Genomic DNA, 19,477 nt, shown 5'->3' with positions numbered 1-19,477 from the left:
ATGCGCATCACCTGTCCCCATTGCGGCGCGCGCGACGCCCAGGAATTCACCTATCTCGGCGCGGCCGATCTCAAGCGGCCCGACGGCATGGCGGCGACCGAAGCCGCGATGACCGATTATGTCTACCAGCGCGAAAACCCTGCCGGCACGCATCGCGAGCTCTGGTATCACGGCGCCGGCTGCCACGCCTGGCTGGTCGTGACCCGCGATACCCGCACCCATGCGATCGCTGCGGTCGAGGCCGCGAAGTCGAGCAAGACCGGAGCGGCGGCATGAGCGGGCAGTCCTTCCGGCTCGTCTCTGGCGGCCTGGTCGACCGCGATCGGGCGTTGAATTTCAGCTTCGACGGCAAGCCCTATCGGGGCTTTGCCGGCGATACGCTCGCTTCGGCCTTGCTCGCCAACGGCGTGCGCCTTGTTGGGCGCTCCTTCAAATACCATCGCCCGCGCGGCGTGCTCTCGGCCGGACCGGAGGAGCCGAACGCGCTGGTGGAGCTGCGCTCCGGCGCGCGCCGCGAACCGAACACCCGCGCTACCGTCACCGAGCTGTTCGACGGGCTCGATGCCGCCAGTCAGAACCGCTGGCCTTCGCTGGCCTTCGATCTGCTCTCGCTCAACGGGTTGGTCTCGCCGGCGCTCGTCGCGGGCTTCTACTACAAGACCTTCATGTGGCCGGCGGCCTTCTGGGAGAAGCTCTACGAGCCGCTGATCCGCCGTGCCGCCGGCCTCGGCCGCGCTGCTGGCGCCGAAGACCCGGACCATTACGAGAAGGCCTTCGCCTTCTGTGACCTGCTCGTGATCGGCGGCGGCCCTGCGGGCCTCGCGGCCGCGCTGGCGGCGGGGCGCAGCGGCGCCCGCGTCATCCTCTGCGACGAAGATTTCCGCCTCGGCGGGAGCCTGTTGGTGGAGAAGCGCGAGATCGATGGCAAGCCGGCCGCCGAATGGCTGGCCGCGACACTGGCCGAGCTCGAAAGCCTGCCGGAGGTGCGGATCATGCCGCGCACCACCGTCTTCGGCCTCTACGATCACGGCATCTATGGCGCCGTCGAGCGCGTCGGTGATCATCTGCCCGAGCCGGCGCCCCATCAGCCGCGTCAGCGCGGCTGGCGCATCCATGCCAGGCGGGCGATCCTCGCAGCGGGCGCCTTGGAGCGGCCGATCGTCTTCCCCGGAAACGATGTGCCGGGCGTCATGCTGGCCGGCGCGGCGCGTACTTACGTCAATCGCTATGGCGTTCTGCCGGGGCGCGAGACGGTACTGTTCACGGCCGGCGACGATGGCTGGACGACGGCGCGTGACATCGCAGCTGCCGGCGGCAAGGTCGCAGCGATCGTCGATGCGCGCGGTGAAGCCGATCCGGCACGAAAGGCGCTCGCCGACAAGCTGGGCGCGCGGCTGTTTGCCGGCGGCGTGATCGAAGGCACGCGGGGCGGCCGTCAGCTCTACGGCGTCACCATTCGCGATGCCTCCGGCGCGACGACGGCGCTCGCTTGCGACCTGCTCGCCGTCTCGAACGGCTGGAACCCGACGCTGCACCTGACTTCGCATCAGAACGGCAAGGCGGTTTGGGACGAGGCTCTGCAATGCTTCGTGCCGGGAACCCTGCCGGCGGGGCTCGCGGTCGCCGGCAGCGCGGCCGGGCATTTCACCCTGGCGCAGGCGCTGGAGGATGGTGCCCGGCTTGGCCGCGAAGCCGCCGCCGAGGCAGGGCTGAAGCCGGCCGCTGCAGGGCCGGTGCCGATGACCGATCCCGAGGCGACGGCTCTGCAGCCGGTCTGGCGGGTGAAGGGCGCGAAAGGCAAGGCCTTCGTCGACTACCAGAACGACGTCACCGACAAGGATGTCGAGCTCGCGGCGCGCGAGGGCTTCCGGCCGGTCGAGCATCTCAAGCGCTATACCACCCTCGGCATGGCGACCGATCAGGGCAAGACCTCGAACCTCTCCGGCCTCGCCATCATGGCCGAGCAGACGGGTAAGACGATCCCGCAGACGGGAACCACGACCTTCCGGCCGCCCTATACGCCGGTGGCGATCGGCGCCCTTGCCGGCCATCACCGTGGCAAGGAATTCCGGCCGGTACGGTTGGCGCCGACCCATAACTGGTCGAAGGAGCAGGGCGCCGTCTTCGTCGAGGCCGGCCAGTGGCTGCGGGCGCAATACTACCCGAAGCCCGGCGAGAACGACTGGCTGACCACCGTCAACCGCGAAGTCCAGGCCGTGCGGGCCGGTGTCGGCCTCTGCGATGTCTCCACCCTCGGCAAGATCGACATCCAGGGTGCGGACGCCGCCGAATTCCTGGAGCGCGTCTACATCAACGGCTGGAAGGCGCTGCCGGTCGGCAAGGCGCGCTACGGCCTGATGCTGCGCGAGGACGGCTTCGTCATGGATGACGGCACGACCTCCCGCCTCGGCGACAGCCATTTCCTGATGACGACCACGACGGCCAATGCCGGCAAGGTGATGCAGCATCTGGAATTCTGCCATCAGGTGCTCTGGCCGGAGCTCGACATCCGCATGGTCTCGGTCTCCGAGCAATGGGCGCAGGTCGCTGTCGCCGGGCCGAAGGCGCGCGAGACCCTGCGTGGCGTGGTCGATCCCGCGCATGACATTTCGAACGAGGCCTTTCCCTATCTGGCGGCGCGCGCGGTCACCGTCGGTGGCGGCATCCCGGCCCGGCTCTTCCGGATCTCCTTCTCGGGAGAACTGGCCTATGAGCTCGCCGTTGCCGCCGACCATGGTGACGCGATGATGCGGGCCCTGATGCGGGCGGGCGAGCGCTTCGGCATCACGCCCTACGGCACCGAGGCGCTCGGCGTGATGCGCATCGAGAAGGGCCATGTCGCCGGCAACGAACTCAACGGCCAGACCACGGCGCGCGATCTCGGCCTCGGCAAGATGATGTCGGCGAAAAAGGACTATCTCGGCCGGCTGATGGCGGGCCGCCCGGCTCTCGTCGAAAAGGACAGGCCGTCCTTCGTCGGCTTCAGGCCGGTCGATCCGACGCAGCGCCTGCGCGCCGGCGCCCATTTCATCGGCATCGGCAAGGCGGACATCATGGAGAACGACGAGGGTTACATGACCTCCGTCGCCTATTCCCCGCATCTGAACCACTGGATGGGGCTCGGCCTGATCAAGGGAGGCGCAGCCCGCATCGGCGAGCGCGTGCGCGCCTACGACCCCGTCCGCAACGGCGACATCGTCGTCGAGATCTGTTCGCCCGTCTTCGTCGATCCGGAAGGAGCCCGCCTCCATGGCTGAGATCGCGACCGTGTCGACAGCGGTTTCCTGGGCGCCGCGCGGTGCCTGGGCCGGCATCGCGCAGCCCGGCTCCTTCGGTGCAACGGGAGGGGCCGGCGTCCTCGTGGCGCTGCTCGACGGCTTCGGGCTGGCGACCCTGCTCGCCGCGCCGGGCGCGGCGCCGGCCCTGTCGCGGATCGTCGCGGCACGGCTCGGCATCCCGCTGCCGCAGGCGCCGAGGGTCGCCTCGGGCCAAGCTCATGATGCGATCTGGGCTGGTCCGGACCAATGGCTGCTGCGCGCCGCCTCGCGCGACGGCTTTGCCGGGCTCCTTGCCGAACTCGCCCCCCATGCCGCCGTCAGCGACCAGAGCGATGCGCGCGCCGCCGTCAGGCTCTCGGGGCCGTGTGTCCGCGATGTGCTGGCGAAGGGCGTGATGCTCGATCTCCACCCTGCGGCCTTCGCGGTGGGCGATGTCGCCTTGACCAGCATCGCCCATGTCGGCGTGCAGATCTGGCGGCTCGCCGACGGGCCGGATGGTGCCGTGTTCGAGATCCTGGTCCCGCGCAGCATGGCGGGAAGCTTCTGGGCCTGGTTCACCGCATCGGCGGCCGAGTTTGGTTGCGCGGTAACGGCAGCTCCGGCCGCAAGGCCGCGATAGGGGCTGAAACCCGCAAAGGGCTCTCCGCCGACGGGCTTCCGGACAAGCGCGTGCGCAGGCTTTCTCAGCGCGAACCGATCACGTCCTGAACCGTCTCGAAGAAGCTGCGCACCAGCGGCAGGCGCTGGCGCTCGGCCCGGCAGACAATGTATTCGCCGACATCGAAATCGGCCCCGGTGATGATGATCCGCTTCAGGCCGGCCTCCGGCTTGAACTCCGCCGCGAACACCACCCCGATCCCGAAGCCGAAGGCGACGGCCTCGCGCACGGCCTCGCGCGATTGCACCTCCAGCAGGTTCGCAGGCTTGATGCCGGCGAGCGAAAGCCGGCTCTCGAAGACCTCCCGCGTGATCGAGCCGCGCTCGCGCAGCACGATATCCTGGCCGGCGAAAGCCTCGATCGGGATCTGGTCGTGCCGCGCCAGCTCGTGCTGGTCGGAGACGAAGGCGACCAGATCGTCCGAGCGCAGCCTGACGCTGTGAATGCGCGGGTCGGAATTGGCGCGCGCGGTGATCGCGACGTCGGCGGCGAAATCCATGATCCGGTCAACGACTTCGGAGGAGTTGCCGATGCTGAGGGAGAAGGTCAGGCCCGGATAGCGTTCGCGCATCCGCGCCAGCGCCGGCATCACATGGGTGGCGCTGTCGGCCGCGATCCGCAGATGGCCGCGCTGTAATGTGCGGCTGCCGGCGAGCAGCGATTCCGCCTCATCCTCGGCTGCGAACAGCCGCGCCGTGACCACGAACAGGCTCTGCCCCAGCGGAGTCAATTTCACCTGCCGCCCGGCGCGGTCGAACAGTCTGACGCCATAGGCATCCTCCAGCCCGCGCACCTGGGCGGAGAGGGTGGGTTGGCTGACATGGCGGGTCTTCGCCGCGCCGGTGAAGCTCTGCGCCTCGGCGACGGCATGGAAGGCCGCAAGGCCGGAATAGCTGATGGCCATATTCTATAGACTCTATCTATAGGAGATATGGAAACGATGTATTGGACCTATGTCAACGGCCCTCCTAGCTTCGCGATCATCCGCCGCAACGACATCGCGAGACCATCATGGCCCAGGCCCGCCGCCCTGCCTCCTCCGAAACCGGTGATCCGCTCCTCCTGACCCCTGGTCCGCTGACCACGAGCAAGGCCATCAAGGAGGCGATGGTGCATGATTGGGGCTCGCGCGACGCGACCTTCGTCGGCATCAACAAGGCGGTCCTGGAGGAGCTTCCGAAGATCATCCATGGCGGCGAGGATTTCGTCACCGTGCCGATGCAGGGCTCCGGCACCTTCGCGGTCGAGGCGATGCTGACCACCTTCGTGCCGCGCGACGGCAAGATCCTGATCCTGATCAATGGCGCCTATGGCCAGCGCGCCAAGCGCATCGTCGAGATCGCCGGCCGCGCCGTCGCCGTGCACGAGACCGCCGAGGACACCCCGCCCGATCTCGCCGAGGTCGACCGCATGCTGGTGGCGGACACCGCCATCACCCATATCTTCACGGTCCATTGCGAGACGACGAGCGGCATCCGCAACCCGGTCGAGGCGCTCGCCGCGCTCGCCAAGCGCCATGGCCGCCGGCTGCTGGTCGATTCGATGAGCGCCTTCGGCGCCCTGCCGCTCGACAGCCGCGAGGTCTATTTCGACGCCGTCGCCGCCTCCTCGAACAAGTGCATCCAGGGCGTTCCCGGCCTCGGCTTCGTCATCGCCCGCAAGAGCGCGCTGGCCGAGACCAAGGGCAATGCCACGACGCTCGTGCTCGATCTCCATGACCAGAACGCCGGCTTCGAGCGCACCGGCCAGTACCGCTTCACCCCGCCGATCCATGTCATCGTCGCCTTCCACGCGGCCTTGCAGGAGTTCTGGGCCGAGGGCGGTGTCGCAGGCCGCGGCGAGCGCTATGCCGAGAACGCCCGCATCCTGATCGAGGGCATGGAAGGGCTCGGCTTCCGCACGCTGCTGCCGGCGGCCCGACAGGCGCCGATCATCGTCACCTTCCACATGCCGGAGGACAAGAACTTCGTCTTCCAGCGCTTCTACGACGCGCTGAAGGACGCTGGCTACGTCATCTATCCCGGCAAGCTGACGGTCGCCGACAGCTTCCGCATCGGCTGCATCGGCGCGCTGGGCGCACAGGACATGCGCGCCTTCGTCGCCACGGTGTCGGATGTCCTTGATGAAATGGGCGTCGGCCTGAAGTCGGCCGCGTAAGGAGCCCCGAGATGACAATGCACACGAAGATCGGCTCGGATGTTGTTGCGAACGGTCGCGACTATGCGCGGCCGCGGCGCCCGACAGTGGTGATCTGCATGGACGGTTCGGAGCCGGCCTATATCGAGGCGGCCAGCGCCAGGGGCCTGACGCCGAACCTCGACCGGATCATGAAGACCGGCGCCAGCACCCATGCCTATTCGGTGATCCCGAGCTTCACCAACCCGAACAACCTCTCGATCATTACCGGCCGCCCGCCGGTCTGGCACGGCATCGCCGGCAACTTCTTCTATGACCGCGAGGCCAAGGAAGAGGTGATGATGAACGACGCTCGCTTCCTGCGGGCGCCGACCATCCTGGCCGAGTTCCAGAAGGCCGGCTTCAAGGTCGCGATGGTCACCGCCAAGGACAAGCTGCGCACCCTGCTCGGCAAGGGCCTGGACTTCGCCTCGGGCAGCGCGATCGCCTTCTCCTCCGAGAAGGCCGACAAGGCCAACAAGGCCGAGAACGGCATCGAGAACGTGCTCGACTTCGTCGGCATGCCGGTGCCCTCGGTCTACTCGGCCGATCTCTCCGAGTTCGTCTTCGCCGCCGGCGTCAAGCTGCTGGAGAGCTTCAGGCCGGACCTGATGTATCTCTCGACCACCGATTATGTGCAGCACAAGGCGGCACCCGGGTCGGAGATGGCGGACTCGTTCTACGCCATGTTCGACGGTTACGTCGGCAAGCTCGACGCGCTCGGCTGCACGCTGGTCATCACCGCCGATCACGGCATGAACGACAAGCACCTCGCCAATGGCGAGCCGGATGTCGTCTACCTCCAGAGCCTGATGGATGAGTGGTACGGCAAGGGCACGATGCGCGTGATCCTGCCGATCACCGACCCTTACGTTGTCCATCACGGCGCGCTCGGCTCCTTCGCCACGGTCTATCTGCCTGATGGCGCCAGCCAGGAGGAGGTCGCGGCCCGGATCTCCGGGATCGAGGGCATCGCGCTGGCGGTGACCTCGGCGGAAGCCTGCGAGCGCTTCGAACTGCCGGCCGACCGGATCGGCGATGTCGTGGTCGTCTCGACGCGCCAGAAGGTCCTCGGCACGTCCCCGGACAAGCACGATCTCTCGGGCCTGACCGAGCCTTTGCGCTCGCATGGCGGCATCACCGAGCAGCGCGTGCCGATGATCGCCAACCGGCCGATCACGGTGCCGCAGGGTCGCACGCTTCGCAATTTCGACGTCTTCGACGTCGCCCTGAACCTGGTGAACTGAGATGAACGCGACGGTGAAGCCGCCGGTGCGGCGCGAGGCGATGCGCATCGCCGGCAAGCTGGTCACGACCGACGACATGGTCGAGGTCAGGAACCCCTATGATGACAGCGTCGTCGGCCTGATCCCGGCCGCCCGGCCCGAGCATGTCCGCGAGGCCTTCGCCAAGGCGAAGGCGTTCAAGCCGATGCTCTCGCGCTACGAGCGCCAGCAGATCCTGCAGAAGACCGCCGAGCTGCTGCGCGACCGCAAGGAGCTCTTCGCCAGGCTGATCACGGCGGAAGCCGGGCTGTGCTGGAAGGACTCGCTCTACGAGGCCAGCCGCGCCTATGACGTCTGGTCCTTCGCGGCGCAGCTCACCATCAAGGACGATGGCGAGATGTTCTCCTGCGACATCTCGCCGAACGGCAAGGCGCGCAAGATCTTCACCACGCGCCAGCCGCTGCTCGGCGTGATCTCGGCGATCACCCCGTTCAACCACCCGCTCAACATGGTCAGCCACAAGCTGGCCCCGGCGATCGCGACCAATAATCGCCTCGTGCTGAAGCCGACGGAACTGACGCCATTGACCGCGCTGGCGCTGGCCGACGTGCTCTACGAGGCCGGGCTGCCGCCGGAGATGCTCTCCGTCGTCACCGGCAATCCCTCGACCATGGGCGATGCGATGATCACCGATCCCGATGCGGATCTGGTGACCTTCACCGGCTCGGTCCGTGTCGGCAAGCACATCGCCAATACCGCCGGCTACAAGCGCATCGTGCTGGAGCTCGGCGGCAACGACCCGCTGATCGTCATGGAGGATGCCGATCTCGACAAGGCGGCCGAGCTCGCCGTCACCGGCGCGACCAAGAACTCCGGCCAGCGCTGCACGGCGGTGAAGCGCATCCTGGTGGTCGAGAGCGTCGCCGACGCCTTCTCCAAGCTCGTCGTCGAGAAGGCGAAGAAGCTGAAATGCGGTGATCCGATGGACCCCGCCACCGATGTCGGCTGCGTCATCAACGCTCGCTCGGCCGCGCTCTTCCAGGCGCGCGTCGACGATGCCGTCACCAAGGGCGCTGAGGTGCTCTACGGCAAGCGGGCGGAAGGGGCGCTGTTCCACCCGACCGTGGTCGACAGGATCCCCTACACCTGCGAGCTGGTGCATGAGGAGACCTTCGGCCCGGTCATCCCGATCATCCGCGTGCCCGACGACATCGCCGAGGTGATCCGGATCTCGAACTCCACCGCCTATGGTCTCTCTTCCGGCGTCTGCACGAACCGCTACGATTACATCCAGCGCTTTGTGGCCGACCTCGAGGTCGGCACGGTCAATCTCTGGGAGGTGCCGGGCTACCGGATCGAGATGTCCCCCTTCGGCGGCATCAAGGATTCCGGCCTCGGTTACAAGGAGGGCGTCGTCGAGGCCATGAAATCCTTCACAAACGTCAAGACGTGGTCGATGCCCTGGACTGCGTGAAACAAGAAAAGCCAACGCAGGCGGAGCGATCCGCCTGCGTTTTCGTCTGTCAGGGGAAGAAAACGTCGCAAGAGCGTTCAAACCAATCGAAAAACAGGGGATGAGAATATGAAGAACTGGCTTGCTTCCTGCGTCATCGGGGCTATCGCGCTCGCGCTTCCCGGCATGGCTCACGCACAGAAGACCAAGGTGACCGTCTACACGGCCCTTGAGAACGATCAGCTCGCGCCCTTCAAGGCCTCGATCGAGAAGGCCGTGCCCGAGGTGGAGGTCGTCTGGGTCCGTGACTCCACCGGCGTCATCACCGCCCGATTCCTGGCCGAGAAGGACAATCCCCGCGCCGACATGGTGATGGGCCTGGCCGCCTCGAGCCTGCTGATGTTCGAGAAGGCGAACCTGCTCGAAACCTACAAGCCCGCCGGAGCCGATGCGCTGAAACCGGTCTTCCGCGACGGCAAGGAGCCCTACACCTGGACCGGCATGGACGCCTATCTCGGCGTCGTCTGCTACAATACCGCCGAGGCCAAGGGCGTGCCCGTCCCGAGCTCCTGGAAGGACCTGCTCAACCCGGCCTTCAAGGGCAAGATCGTGATGCCGCACCCGGCTTCGTCGGGCACCGGCTATCTGATGGTCGCCGGCTGGCTGCAGAGCATGGGCGAGGCCGAGGGCTGGAAGTTCATGGACGGGCTGCACGAGAATATCGGCGCCTACCTGCATTCCGGCTCGGCGCCCTGCGTCCAGGCGGCGCGCGGCGAGCGCACGATCGGGCTCGCGCTCGACATGCGCGGCGCCTCCGAGAAGAGCAAGGGCGCACCGATCGAGGTCGTGATCCCGAAGGAGGGCGTGGGCTGGGAGATGGAGGCCAGTGCCATCGTCAAGGGTTCCAAGAACCTCGCGCTTGCCAAGAAGATCGCCGACTGGTCGACGACCAAGGACGCCAACGAGCTCTATTCGAAGACCTACGCGATCGTCGCCGCGCCGGGCGTCGGCACCAAGCCGGCCAACTATCCCGCCAATGCCGAAGCCGGCATGATCAAGAACGATCTCGGCTGGATGGCCGATAACCGCGACCGCGTGCTCGCCGAATGGTCGAAGCGCTACGAGTCCAAGGCGGCGCCGAAGAACTGAGTCTTTGCCATGCCGCCGGCCGCTTGGGCGGCCGGCGGCATGGTCTGTGCAAGACGTCTAGAGAAGTCCCGCCGTTGTCCGCGGGACGGTTCTCTGCCCGTTCAGATGAAGGCCGGCCCGATGTCCACCACCACGACCCCGTTCCTCTCGGTCCGCAATCTCGCCAAGAATTTCGGCGCGTTCCGGGCGCTTCACCATATCGATCTCGATATCCATCGCGGCGAATTCGTCTGCTTCCTCGGCCCGTCCGGCTGCGGCAAGACCACCTTGCTGCGGGCGGTCGCCGGTCTCGACCTGCAGGATAGCGGCACCATCCATATGGGCGGGCGCGACGTCTCGCGCGCCAGCCCGTCCGAGCGCGATTTCGGTATCGTCTTCCAGTCCTATGCGCTCTTTCCCAATCTCACCGTCAGCGACAATGTCGGCTACGGGCTGGTCAACCGGCGCCGTTCCCGCGATGAGATCGCCAAGCGCGTCAATGAACTCCTGACGCTCGTCGGCTTGCCGGAGCAGGGCAGGAAATATCCGGTCCAGCTTTCGGGCGGCCAGCAGCAGCGCGTGGCGCTGGCCCGTGCGCTTGCCACCGCGCCGGAATTGCTCCTGCTCGACGAGCCGCTCTCGGCGCTCGACGCCAAGGTCCGGGAGCGCTTGCGCGGCGAGATGCGCTCGCTGCAGCAGCGACTGGGTGTGACCACGATCATGGTGACGCATGACCAGGAGGAGGCGCTCGCCATGGCCGACCGCATCGTCGTGATGCGGGATGGCGCCGTCGAGCAGGTCGGCTCGCCCGAGGAGATCTACCGTCGCCCCGCGACGCCCTTCGTCGCCGATTTCGTCGGGCACATGACTTTCATGGACGCGATCGTGACCGGGCCGGGCAAGGTCCGCGTCGACGAGCTCGACCTCGTCGTCGCCAATGCCGCGCCCTTCGCCGCGGGCACGCCGGTGCGTCTGGCGATGCGGCCGGAGGAGGTCCGCACCCGCGGCATCGGCGCGGAGACGCCGAACCGCTTCGAGGCGACGATCGGGGACCTTGCCTTCCTCGGCTCCTATTGCCGGGCGCATCTTGAGCCGACGGGATCGCGCGCGACCCGGATCGCCGCCGACTTCTCGTCCAACGCGATGCGCGATCTCGGGATCGTGCCGGGGCAGGTGCGCACCGTCGCCTTTCCGCCCGAGGCCCTGCACGTCTTTGCAGGCGACGGACGATGAGCGATCTTGCGCCGCCCCTGACGATGACCGATGCACCTGTGAAAATCTCGCCGCTGCGGATCAGCGAGCGTCATGTCGCCGGAGCGCTCATTCTGGCCCTCTGCGCCGTGCTGGTGTTGATCATCGCCCTGCCGCTCTGGGCGCTGCTCTCCAAGAGCCTGGAGAACACGGACGGCAAGTTCGTCGGCCTCGCCAATTTCGTCAGCTATGCGACGACACCCTCGCTGTTCTATTCGCTGCTGAACAGCCTGCTCGTCGCCGGCGTGACGACCGCGATCGTGGTGCCGCTCGCCTTCCTTTACGCCTATGCCTTGCGCCGCAGCTGCATCCCGGCCAAGGGCGCCTTCTACGCCGCCGCGATGGTCCCGGTCTTCGCGCCTTCGCTGCTGTCGGGCCTGGCGCTGATCTATCTCTTCGGCAATCAGGGCATCCTGAAATCCTGGATGATGGGCGCCTCGCTCTACGGCCCCGTCGGCATCATTGCGGCCGAGGTGCTCTACTGCTTCCCGCATGCGATGCTGATCCTCGTCACGGCGCTGGCGCTCTCCGACGGCCGTTTGCGCGAGGCGGCGGACGCGATGGGCACCTCGCGCTGGCGCATCTTCCACACGATCACCCTGCCGGGTGCGCGCTACGGCGTGATCAGCGCGACCTTCGTCGTCTTCACGCTGGTCATCACCGATTTCGGCATTCCCAAGGTGATCGGCGGGCAGTTCAGCGTGCTGGCGACCGACGCCTACCGGCAGGTGGTCGGCCAGCAGAATTTCCCGATGGGCGCCGTCGTCGGCATCATCCTGCTGGTACCGGCCGTGCTCGCCTTCTTCGTCGACCGCGTCGTGCAGAGGCGCCAGAGCGCCATGCTCTCGGCTCGAGCCGTGCCTTATGTCCCCAAGCCGGAGCGGCGCCGCGATCTCGGGTTGCTCGGCTTCGTCAGCCTGGTCGCGCTCGCCATCGTCGGCCCCTATGCGATCGCCTTCTGGGGTTCCTTCGTCAAATACTGGCCCTATAACCTGTCGCTGACGCTGGGCAATTACGACTTCTCGGCCGTCGAGCCCGACGGTTGGGGGCCGTATCGCAACTCGCTGCTGCTGGCTTCGCTGACGGCGGTGATCGGCACGGCACTGATCTTCACCGGCGCCTACCTGATCGAGAAGGTGAAGCTGTTCCCGCGTCTGCGCGCATTCGCCCAGTTCCTGGCGATGCTGCCGATGGCGGTGCCCGGCCTCGTGCTCGGCCTCGGCTATGTCTTCTTCTACAATGCCGGCTGGAACCCGCTCGGCTTCCTCTATGGGGCGCTGGCGATCCTGGTGATCAACACCGTCGCGCATTTCTACACGGTCGGGCATATCACGGCGCTGACCAGCCTGAAGCAGCTTGACGGCGAGTTCGAGTCGGTCTCCGCCTCGCTCAAGGTGCCGTTCTGGTCGACCTTCCGCCGCGTGACCGCGCCGATCTGCCTGCCGGCGATCCTCGACATCGCGGTCTATGTCTTCGTCAACGCCCTGACGACGGTCTCGGCGGTGATCTTCCTCTATGGGGCCGACACCAAGCTAGCCTCGATCGCGATCGTGCATATGGACGAGGCGGGCGCCATGGCCTCCGCCGCGGGCATGGCGAGCGTCATCATGGCCACCGCCATCGCCGTGAAGCTTGCTCATGTCGGCCTCGACAATCTGGTCTTCGGCCGCCTGCAGCAATGGCGCCAGCGTTAGGATGTCGGGTATGCGTCTGGGCGTGATCGCCGACATCCATGGCAACCTGCCCGCGCTCGAAGCGGTACTGGCCAAACTCGATGCGCTCGCGCCGGATCGCATCGTCAATCTCGGCGATTGCGCTTCAAGCCCGCTCTGGCCGGTCGAGACCGTCGCGCTGCTGCGGTCACGCGTGATGAGCCATGTCCGGGGCAATCACGACCGGGCGATGGGCGCGGCCTCGCTCGACGAACTCGGCACCTCGGACAGCTACGCCTGGCAGGCGCTCGATCCGGAGGCCCGTGCCTGGCTCGCCGGCCTGCCTGTCGAGATCACGGTGGAAGGCGCGCTCTGCTTCCACGCCTGTCCCGGCAACGACTCGACCTATCTGATGGAGGAGGTCCAGAACGGATATCTCGTGCCGTCTCCGATCCCGACGATCGAACAGCGCCTCGCCGGGCGGACGGCGCCCCTGATGCTCTGCGGGCACAGCCATCAGACGCGTGCGGCGCGGTTGAGCTCCGGTGCGGTGGTCCTCAATCCCGGTAGTGTCGGCAATCCGGCCTATCGCGACGCCAAGCCGCCCCATGTGTCCGAGAGCGGCATGCCGCACGCTCGCTTCGCCGTCGTCACGCTCGGGACGGAGATCACAATCGAGCATCACCTCGTCGCCTATGACTGGGAGCGCTCGGCCCGGCGTGCCGAGGAGAGCGGGCGAACGGATTGGGCGCACGCTCTGCGGACGGGAAGGGCGCTCCCCTAACGTCGTCACGCACGCATCGACCGCGCCAGCGCGAAGAAGGCCTGGATGATCTTGCTGTTGCGGCGCTCGTGCAAGCAGATCAGCTTCTCGTGCATCAGGAGCGGCGGCCCGCCGAGCGGGATGCGGACGAGCCGCGGATCGTCCTCGCCGAACTCGGCAGCCGAGACGAAGCCGATGCCGCCGCCCGCCGCCACGATGGCACGCACCGCCTCGCGCCCCTCGGCCTCGACCGCGTAGCTCAGCGCGAGGCTTTGTTCCGCCGCCCGCTGCTCCAGCAATTGCCGCGTGCGCGATCCGCGCTCGCGCATGACCAATGGCCAGCTCGTCAGTTCTTGCAATGAAAGCGCTGGACGCATCGCCGCCGGATGGCCCTTCGCCGCGAAGGCGATGATCGGCGAGACATTGAGCGGCAGCACTTCGAAGGGCCGCTCGTCGGCAAGTTCGCCGAGCACGCCGATCTCGGCATCGTAGCCGATCAGCGTCTCGACGATGCTCCCGGTATTGCCCTGCGCGATCGAGACCTGGATGCCGGGATGGCGCTCGCGGAAGGCGGTGAGCACGTCGAGCACATGATGCACGGAATCGGCGACGATCCTGAGCGCGCCGGTCCGCAGCGAGCGCTCTTCCTGCAGAAGCTCCAGCGCTTCTCCCTCGGCCCCGAACAGGCGATGCGTGACGGTGAGCAGTCTCTGGCCGGCCGGCGTCAGGACGATCTGGCGGTGGCGGCGGCTGAACAGCGCGACGTCGTATTCCTCTTCCAGCTTGCGGACCTGATCGGAGATCGCCGGCTGTGTGAGGTTGAGCGCCAGCGCCGCCTTCGAGAAGCCGCCGGATAGCGCGACCTGATGAAAGGCGCGGAGCTGGACATGACGCATGGTGGGCGAAGCCTCGAAAATCGACGCGCGAAGATATCGCTGAAATTTATACCTGGATATAAAATAACGATTTTTCAGATTGATATGGTGCAGGCATTCTGAGCCTCGACAGCGCCCAATTGGCGCGAACCGAGGCTCTCCCATGCGCGCCGAAACCGCTGCCATCGTCCATACCGAAGGCGAATCCAATACCTCCGCGGCGCGCAGCGACTGGTCGGCCGGGATCGGCGATGCGGGAACGCGCGAATTGCTCGCGCGCGATTCCGCCGCCTTTCTGCACCAGAGCCTGTCGAGCCCGTGCCTCACCGCCATCGCCAAGGCAGAAGGCATCTGGATCGAGGATACGATGGGGCGCCGCTACATGGATTTCCATGGCAACAGCGTCCACCATATCGGCTATGGTCACCCGCGCCTGAAAGAGGCGATCAAGGCGCAAATCGACGAGCTCTGCTTCGCGCCGCGCCGCTTCACCTGTGAGCCGGCCGTCGAACTGGCCGAGACGCTTACGCGCCTCGCGCCAGGCGATCTCGGCAAGGTGCTCTTCACCACCGGCGGTTCGGACGCGATCGAGGTGGCGCTCAGGCTCGCCCGCGCCGCGACCGGCCGCTTCAAGACTCTGTCCTTCTGGGATGCCTTCCATGGTGCCGGCTTCGGCGCCTCCAGCGTCGGCGGCGAGGCGACCTTCCGCTCCGGCATCGCCGGGCCGCTGCTGCCGGGTGCCGAGCATGTCGCGCCCTGGGGCACCCGCAATTGCGCCTATGGCCATGACAATCTGGAGGACTCGGCGCGCGCCTGCGCCCGCATGATCTCCTATGTGCTGGCGCGGGAAGGGGATGTCGCCGCCGTCGTCGCCGAGCCGATGCGGGCGACGCCCTATCCGCCGGCGCCGGGCTTCTGGAAAAGCGTGCGCGAGGCCTGCGACCGGCACGGCACGTTGCTGATCTTCGACGAGATCCCGACCGGGCTCGGCAAGACCGGGCGCTTCTTCGCCCATGAGCATGACGAGGTGCAGCCCGACATGGTCGTGCTCGGGAAGGCGCTAGGGGGCGGCATCCTGCCGATCGCCGCGGTGATCGCGCGGCGCGATCTCGATGTCGCCGGTGGCTACGCGATCGGCCACTACACCCACGAGAAGAACCCGGTCACGACCCGCGCGGCGCTGACGACGATCAACATCATCCGCGAGGAGGGACTGACCGAGCGCGCCGCCGAGCTCGGCGCCTATGCGATGGAGCGTCTGCGCCATTTCGGCGCGAGCTGCCCGGCCGTCGGCGATGTACGCGGGCGCGGCTTGCTCTTCGGGGTCGAACTCGTCGTGGATCGCGATGCCTGGACGCCGGACAACGCCTTGGCTGAGCGCGTCTATTACCGCTGCCTCGAAGCGGGCCTGAGCTTCAAGATCAGCCAGGGCAATGTACTGACCCTGTCGCCGCCGATGGTGATCGCGCGGGCCGATCTCGAACGCGCGCTCGGCATTGTCGAGCAGGCGATCCTGGCGGGCTGAGGAAGCGGTGATGAAGGCTGTCCGCACCGACCGGGAACTGGAATGCCCGGAGATCGATGCCGGGCTTCGCGCCCGCGGTATCGACCTCGTCACGCTCCCCGACGGGATTTCGGAGGAGGCGCTGATGCGGGAGGTCGCCGACGCCGACCTGCTGTTGATGTGCTACACGCCGGTCACCGCGCGGGTGATCGCGGCGGCGCCCAGGCTCAAGGGCATCGTCAAATACGGCGTCGGCATCGACGCGATCGACATCCCCGCCGCGATCGCGCGCGGTATCCCCGTCGTCAACGTGCCCGAATACGCCGAGGAGACGGTCGCGGAGGGCGCCTTCGCCCTGATGATCGCGCTGGCCAAGCGCCTGCCGGAGATCGGCCAAGCCGTGCAAAGCGAGGGCTGGATTTGGCCGGCTGCGCGCTGGCTCGGCCGCGACATCACCGGGGCGACGCTGGGCTTGGTCGGTACCGGCAAGATCGGCCGCAGCATGGCGCGGATGGCGGGGCAGGGGTTCCGGGCGCGCGTTCTCGGTTGCGATCCGCATGTCGATGCCGCGACCATGGCGGCGGCCGGGATCGAGAAGGTCGACGACCTCCACGCGATGCTCCGGCAATGCGATCTGGTCTCGCTCCACAGCGTCCTGAACGACGCGACCCGCCACATCATCGGCCGGGCCGAGCTCGCCTGCCTCAAGCCCGGAGCCATCCTCGTCAATGTCTCGCGCGGCGCGCTGATCGACGAGGCGGCGCTGGTCGAGGCGGTGCTGGCGGGGAAGCTCGGCGGTGTCGGGCTCGACGTCTACAGCCAGGAGCCGCTCGCCCGGCAGGGCCATCCGCTCAGCCCTTTGTTCGGCCGTGACGACGTCATCCTGTTCCCGCACCTGACCTTCTTCACGGCCGAGGCGATGCGGCGGCTTTCGGACGACACGCTGGCCCGCTGCTTCGAAATCCTCGACGGCAGGCTGGTCGAAATCCGCTCCTACGATCCGCGTCTGCGCGCACAAACGCGGAATGTCGCTTTCGTCTGAGCGGATCAGGCGAGCATCAGGGCGCTGCTCACCTCTTGCGGTCGAGTGGCGCCGCGAGGCTCGCGCTGACCGGAACGGTGGTGCCGGCGAGGTCGATCGCCCAGCTCCGTGCCTCGAGCCAGGCCTGGTCGATCGGCTGGTCGCTTGAGGCCCAGCCCAGAGCCACGATGCCGTCGAGGCTCGCGCCGAAAGCGGCCGAGGTGATCTCGCCGACCGGCTTGCCATCCGCCAGGATCGCTTCGCCGCCCCAGGCCATTTGCCCGTTCGGGCGTGGCCCGACAAGAGCGATCAGCCGTTTCGTGCGCGACGCCGCCTTGGCGGCGACGAGCGCCTCCCGACCGAGGAAATCGCCCTTGCCGAGCTTCACCGCGAAGCCGAGGCCGGTCTCGTAGGGGTTGACGTCCGGCGTCAATTCGCGACCCCAGGCGCGAAAACCCTTCTCGATGCGCAGCGAGTCGACGGCGTAGTAGCCGACATCGACCAGCCCGAGATCGGCGCCGGCCTCGTGCAGCGCGTCATAGATCGCGGCAGTGAACTCGACGGGCGCATAGAGCTCGAAGCCGTCGCCGAGATAGGAGCGGCGGCAGGCCCAGGTCGTGGCATAGCCGATCGTGATCTTGCGGATTGCGTTGGCTGGGAAATCGGCGAGGTCGAAGGAGGTCGGCGAAAGACGGCTGAGGATTTCGGGGACCTTCGGCCCGGCGAGCGAGAGCACGGCATAGGACGAGGTGACGTCCGTCAGCGTCACGCCTTCAGGGAGCTGCCGCCTGATCCAATGCGCGTCGCGCGTCGCCTGCGCCGTACCCGTCAGCAGGAGATAGCTGTCGGGCGCGATGCGGGCGGCGGTGAGATCGCTCTCGAAGGTGCCGCGGTCGTTGAGCAGCGCCGTATAGACGGAGGTGCCGACCGGCACCGCGACATCATTGGCGGCGAGGCGCTGCAAGGCGGCCTCGGCCTGCGGCCCCTGCAGCAGGAACTTGGCGAAGCTCGACATGTCGACCAGCCCCACCGCTTCGCGGCAGGCGCGGTGTTCGGCCGCGACCGTCTCGAACCAGTTCTGCGGGCCGAAGGAATAGCCGATCGTGCGCTCCGCCTCGCTGCGGGCAAAGTAGTTCGCGCGCTCCCAGCCCATCTTCGAGCCGAAGACGGCGCCCTTGGCCGCGAGCCGGTCATAGAGCGGCGAGCGACGGAAGGGGCGGGCGGTGTCGAGCTCGCGGTTCGGCCAGGGCATGGCGTAATGCAGCCCGAGCGTCTCCTTGATCCGATCCTTCAGCCAGGCCGGGTTGTTGTTGAAATCGGCGAAGCGGCGGATATCGACCGGCCAGAGGTCGCTGGTCGCCTCGCCCTCGATGATCCATTCGGCCAGCGCCCGGCCGGCGCCGCCGGCCGACGCGATGCCCATCGAGTTGAAGCCGGCACCGACATAGACGCCCGCCACCTCCGGCGCCTCGCCGAGCAGGAAGTTGTTGTCCGGCGTGAAGCTCTCGGGGCCGTTGAGGAAAGTCTTGATCTCGGCGGTTTCCAGCGCCGGCACACGCTGGAGCGCATTCTCCATCAGGATGCCGAACTGGTCCCAGTCGTCGGGCAGGAGCTGGAATTCGAACGGATAGGGGATGCCATCCATGCCCCAGGGCTTTGCATCCGGCTCGAAGCCACCCATGACGAGCCCGCCGACCTCCTCCTTGAAGTAGATGTAGCCGTCGGGATCGCGCATCACCGGCAGATCGGGCGAGACGCCCGCGATCTTGCCGGTGACGATGTACATGTGTTCGGCCGAATGCAGCGGCACCGAGACATCGCACATCTGGCCGATCGTGCGCGACCACTGTCCCGCGCAGATGACCAGCACCTCGCATTCGACCCGGCCCTGATCGGTCTGGACCGCCTTGACCCGGCCCTTCTCGGTCTCGATGCCGGTGACGCGGATGCCTTCGCGCACGGTCGCGCCGCCGCTGCGGGCGCCGCGCGCCAGCGCCTGCGTGATGTCGGAGGGGTTGGCCTTGCCGTCGCCGGGCAGCCAGACGCCGCCGACGAGATCGTCGGTGCGCATCACCGGCCATTTATCGCCAGCTTCCTGCGGGCTCAGCTCCTCGATCTCGACGCCCTGCGCGCGTGCTGCCGAGATCGTCCGGCGCAGTTGCGTCATGCGCTCCTCAGTGCGGGCGACAGAGACCGAGCCGCAGCGCTTCCAGCCGGTGGCGAGCCCGGTCTCGTTCTCCAGCGAGGCGTAGAGTTCCGTCGAATAGCGGATCAATCGCGTCATGCTGGACTGGCTGCGCAATTGTCCGACGAGGCCGGCCGCATGCCAGGTCGTGCCGGAGGAGAGCCGTCCCTGTTCCAGGAGCAGCACGTCGCGCCAGCCGAGCTTGGTCAGGTGATAGGCGACCGAGCAGCCGATGATACCGCCGCCGATGATGACGACACGGGATTGGGTGGGAATGGACATGAGCGCCTCCGCGATGGAAGGCAGCT

General features: G+C 67.2%; 15 protein-coding genes. 12 read left to right on the top strand and 3 right to left on the bottom strand.

Features of this window, described 5'->3' with window-relative positions; genetic code table 11:
* The 3 genes from AC1RLU_RS07005 to AC1RLU_RS06995 are packed head-to-tail and all read left to right on the top strand — an operon-like array spanning position 1 to position 3,897.
* Entirely contained in the window at positions 1-276 is a 276-nt protein-coding gene (locus tag AC1RLU_RS07005; RefSeq protein WP_492794660.1) for a sarcosine oxidase subunit delta, read from the top strand.
* Positions 273-3,257: a sarcosine oxidase subunit alpha family protein gene (locus tag AC1RLU_RS07000; protein WP_492794658.1), complete on the top strand. Its 2,985-nt coding sequence runs from the start codon at positions 273-275 to the stop codon at positions 3,255-3,257. Before AC1RLU_RS07005 ends, AC1RLU_RS07000 begins: the two co-directional genes overlap by 4 nt.
* The gene (locus AC1RLU_RS06995; protein WP_492794656.1) at positions 3,250-3,897 is read left to right on the top strand and encodes a sarcosine oxidase subunit gamma; all 648 of its coding nucleotides are present in this window, start codon (positions 3,250-3,252) and stop codon (positions 3,895-3,897) included. Before AC1RLU_RS07000 ends, AC1RLU_RS06995 begins: the two co-directional genes overlap by 8 nt.
* A 64-nt stretch (positions 3,898-3,961) precedes the next feature.
* Here AC1RLU_RS06995 and AC1RLU_RS06990 read toward each other — a convergent pair whose 3' ends face one another.
* Entirely contained in the window at positions 3,962-4,840 is an 879-nt protein-coding gene (locus tag AC1RLU_RS06990) for a LysR substrate-binding domain-containing protein (protein ID WP_061963444.1), read from the bottom strand.
* 107 nt (positions 4,841-4,947) lie between these two features.
* On the opposite strand from AC1RLU_RS06990, the gene AC1RLU_RS06985 reads away from it, so the two are divergent.
* From AC1RLU_RS06985 to AC1RLU_RS06955, 7 genes are all read left to right on the top strand, one after another.
* On the top strand, positions 4,948-6,093 hold the full coding sequence (locus tag AC1RLU_RS06985; protein ID WP_492794655.1) for a 2-aminoethylphosphonate--pyruvate transaminase: 1,146 nt from the start codon (positions 4,948-4,950) through the stop codon (positions 6,091-6,093).
* Positions 6,094-6,110: 17 nt separating this feature from the next.
* Positions 6,111-7,358: a phosphonoacetate hydrolase gene (gene phnA / locus AC1RLU_RS06980; protein WP_492795233.1), complete on the top strand. Its 1,248-nt coding sequence runs from the start codon at positions 6,111-6,113 to the stop codon at positions 7,356-7,358.
* Between the two features lies 1 nt (position 7,359).
* Complete coding sequence (gene phnY, locus AC1RLU_RS06975) at positions 7,360-8,811, top strand: phosphonoacetaldehyde dehydrogenase (RefSeq protein WP_492794654.1); 1,452 nt, start codon at positions 7,360-7,362, stop codon at positions 8,809-8,811.
* Positions 8,812-8,919: 108 nt separating this feature from the next.
* The gene (locus AC1RLU_RS06970; protein WP_492794653.1) at positions 8,920-9,939 is read left to right on the top strand and encodes a putative 2-aminoethylphosphonate ABC transporter substrate-binding protein; all 1,020 of its coding nucleotides are present in this window, start codon (positions 8,920-8,922) and stop codon (positions 9,937-9,939) included.
* 120 nt (positions 9,940-10,059) lie between these two features.
* A complete protein-coding gene (locus AC1RLU_RS06965) occupies positions 10,060-11,151 on the top strand; it encodes a putative 2-aminoethylphosphonate ABC transporter ATP-binding protein (RefSeq protein WP_492794652.1) in 1,092 nt (363 codons plus the stop codon).
* Entirely contained in the window at positions 11,148-12,863 is a 1,716-nt protein-coding gene (locus AC1RLU_RS06960) for a putative 2-aminoethylphosphonate ABC transporter permease subunit (RefSeq protein ID WP_492794651.1), read from the top strand. Before AC1RLU_RS06965 ends, AC1RLU_RS06960 begins: the two co-directional genes overlap by 4 nt.
* A gap of 10 nt (positions 12,864-12,873) precedes the next feature.
* Positions 12,874-13,605 carry a metallophosphoesterase family protein gene (locus AC1RLU_RS06955; protein WP_492794650.1) on the top strand — a complete coding sequence of 244 codons (732 nt, stop codon included), beginning with the start codon at positions 12,874-12,876 and terminating at the stop codon, positions 13,603-13,605.
* Positions 13,606-13,610: 5 nt separating this feature from the next.
* On the opposite strand, the gene AC1RLU_RS06950 is transcribed toward AC1RLU_RS06955, so the two are convergent.
* Positions 13,611-14,480 carry a LysR substrate-binding domain-containing protein gene (locus AC1RLU_RS06950; RefSeq protein ID WP_492794649.1) on the bottom strand — a complete coding sequence of 290 codons (870 nt, stop codon included), beginning with the start codon at positions 14,478-14,480 and terminating at the stop codon, positions 13,611-13,613.
* Between the two features lie 142 nt (positions 14,481-14,622).
* Here AC1RLU_RS06950 and pbfA point away from each other — a divergent pair, with 142 nt between their 5' ends.
* Both pbfA and AC1RLU_RS06940 read left to right on the top strand, forming a co-directional pair.
* Positions 14,623-15,984, top strand: coding sequence for a (R)-1-hydroxy-2-aminoethylphosphonate ammonia-lyase (gene pbfA / locus AC1RLU_RS06945; RefSeq protein WP_492794648.1), 1,362 nt, complete (start codon positions 14,623-14,625; stop codon positions 15,982-15,984).
* Positions 15,985-15,994: 10 nt separating this feature from the next.
* Positions 15,995-17,005, top strand: a complete 1,011-nt coding sequence (locus AC1RLU_RS06940; protein WP_492794647.1) for an NAD(P)-dependent oxidoreductase — start codon at positions 15,995-15,997, stop codon at positions 17,003-17,005.
* 28 nt (positions 17,006-17,033) lie between these two features.
* Here AC1RLU_RS06940 and AC1RLU_RS06935 read toward each other — a convergent pair whose 3' ends face one another.
* On the bottom strand, positions 17,034-19,451 hold the full coding sequence (locus AC1RLU_RS06935; protein ID WP_492794646.1) for a GcvT family protein: 2,418 nt from the start codon (positions 19,449-19,451) through the stop codon (positions 17,034-17,036).
* Positions 19,452-19,477 lie beyond the last annotated feature (26 nt).

This window comes from Allobosea sp. GW822-FHT05A11, from assembly GCF_058800455.1.
This window is presented reverse-complemented; position numbering and strand designations above follow the sequence as displayed.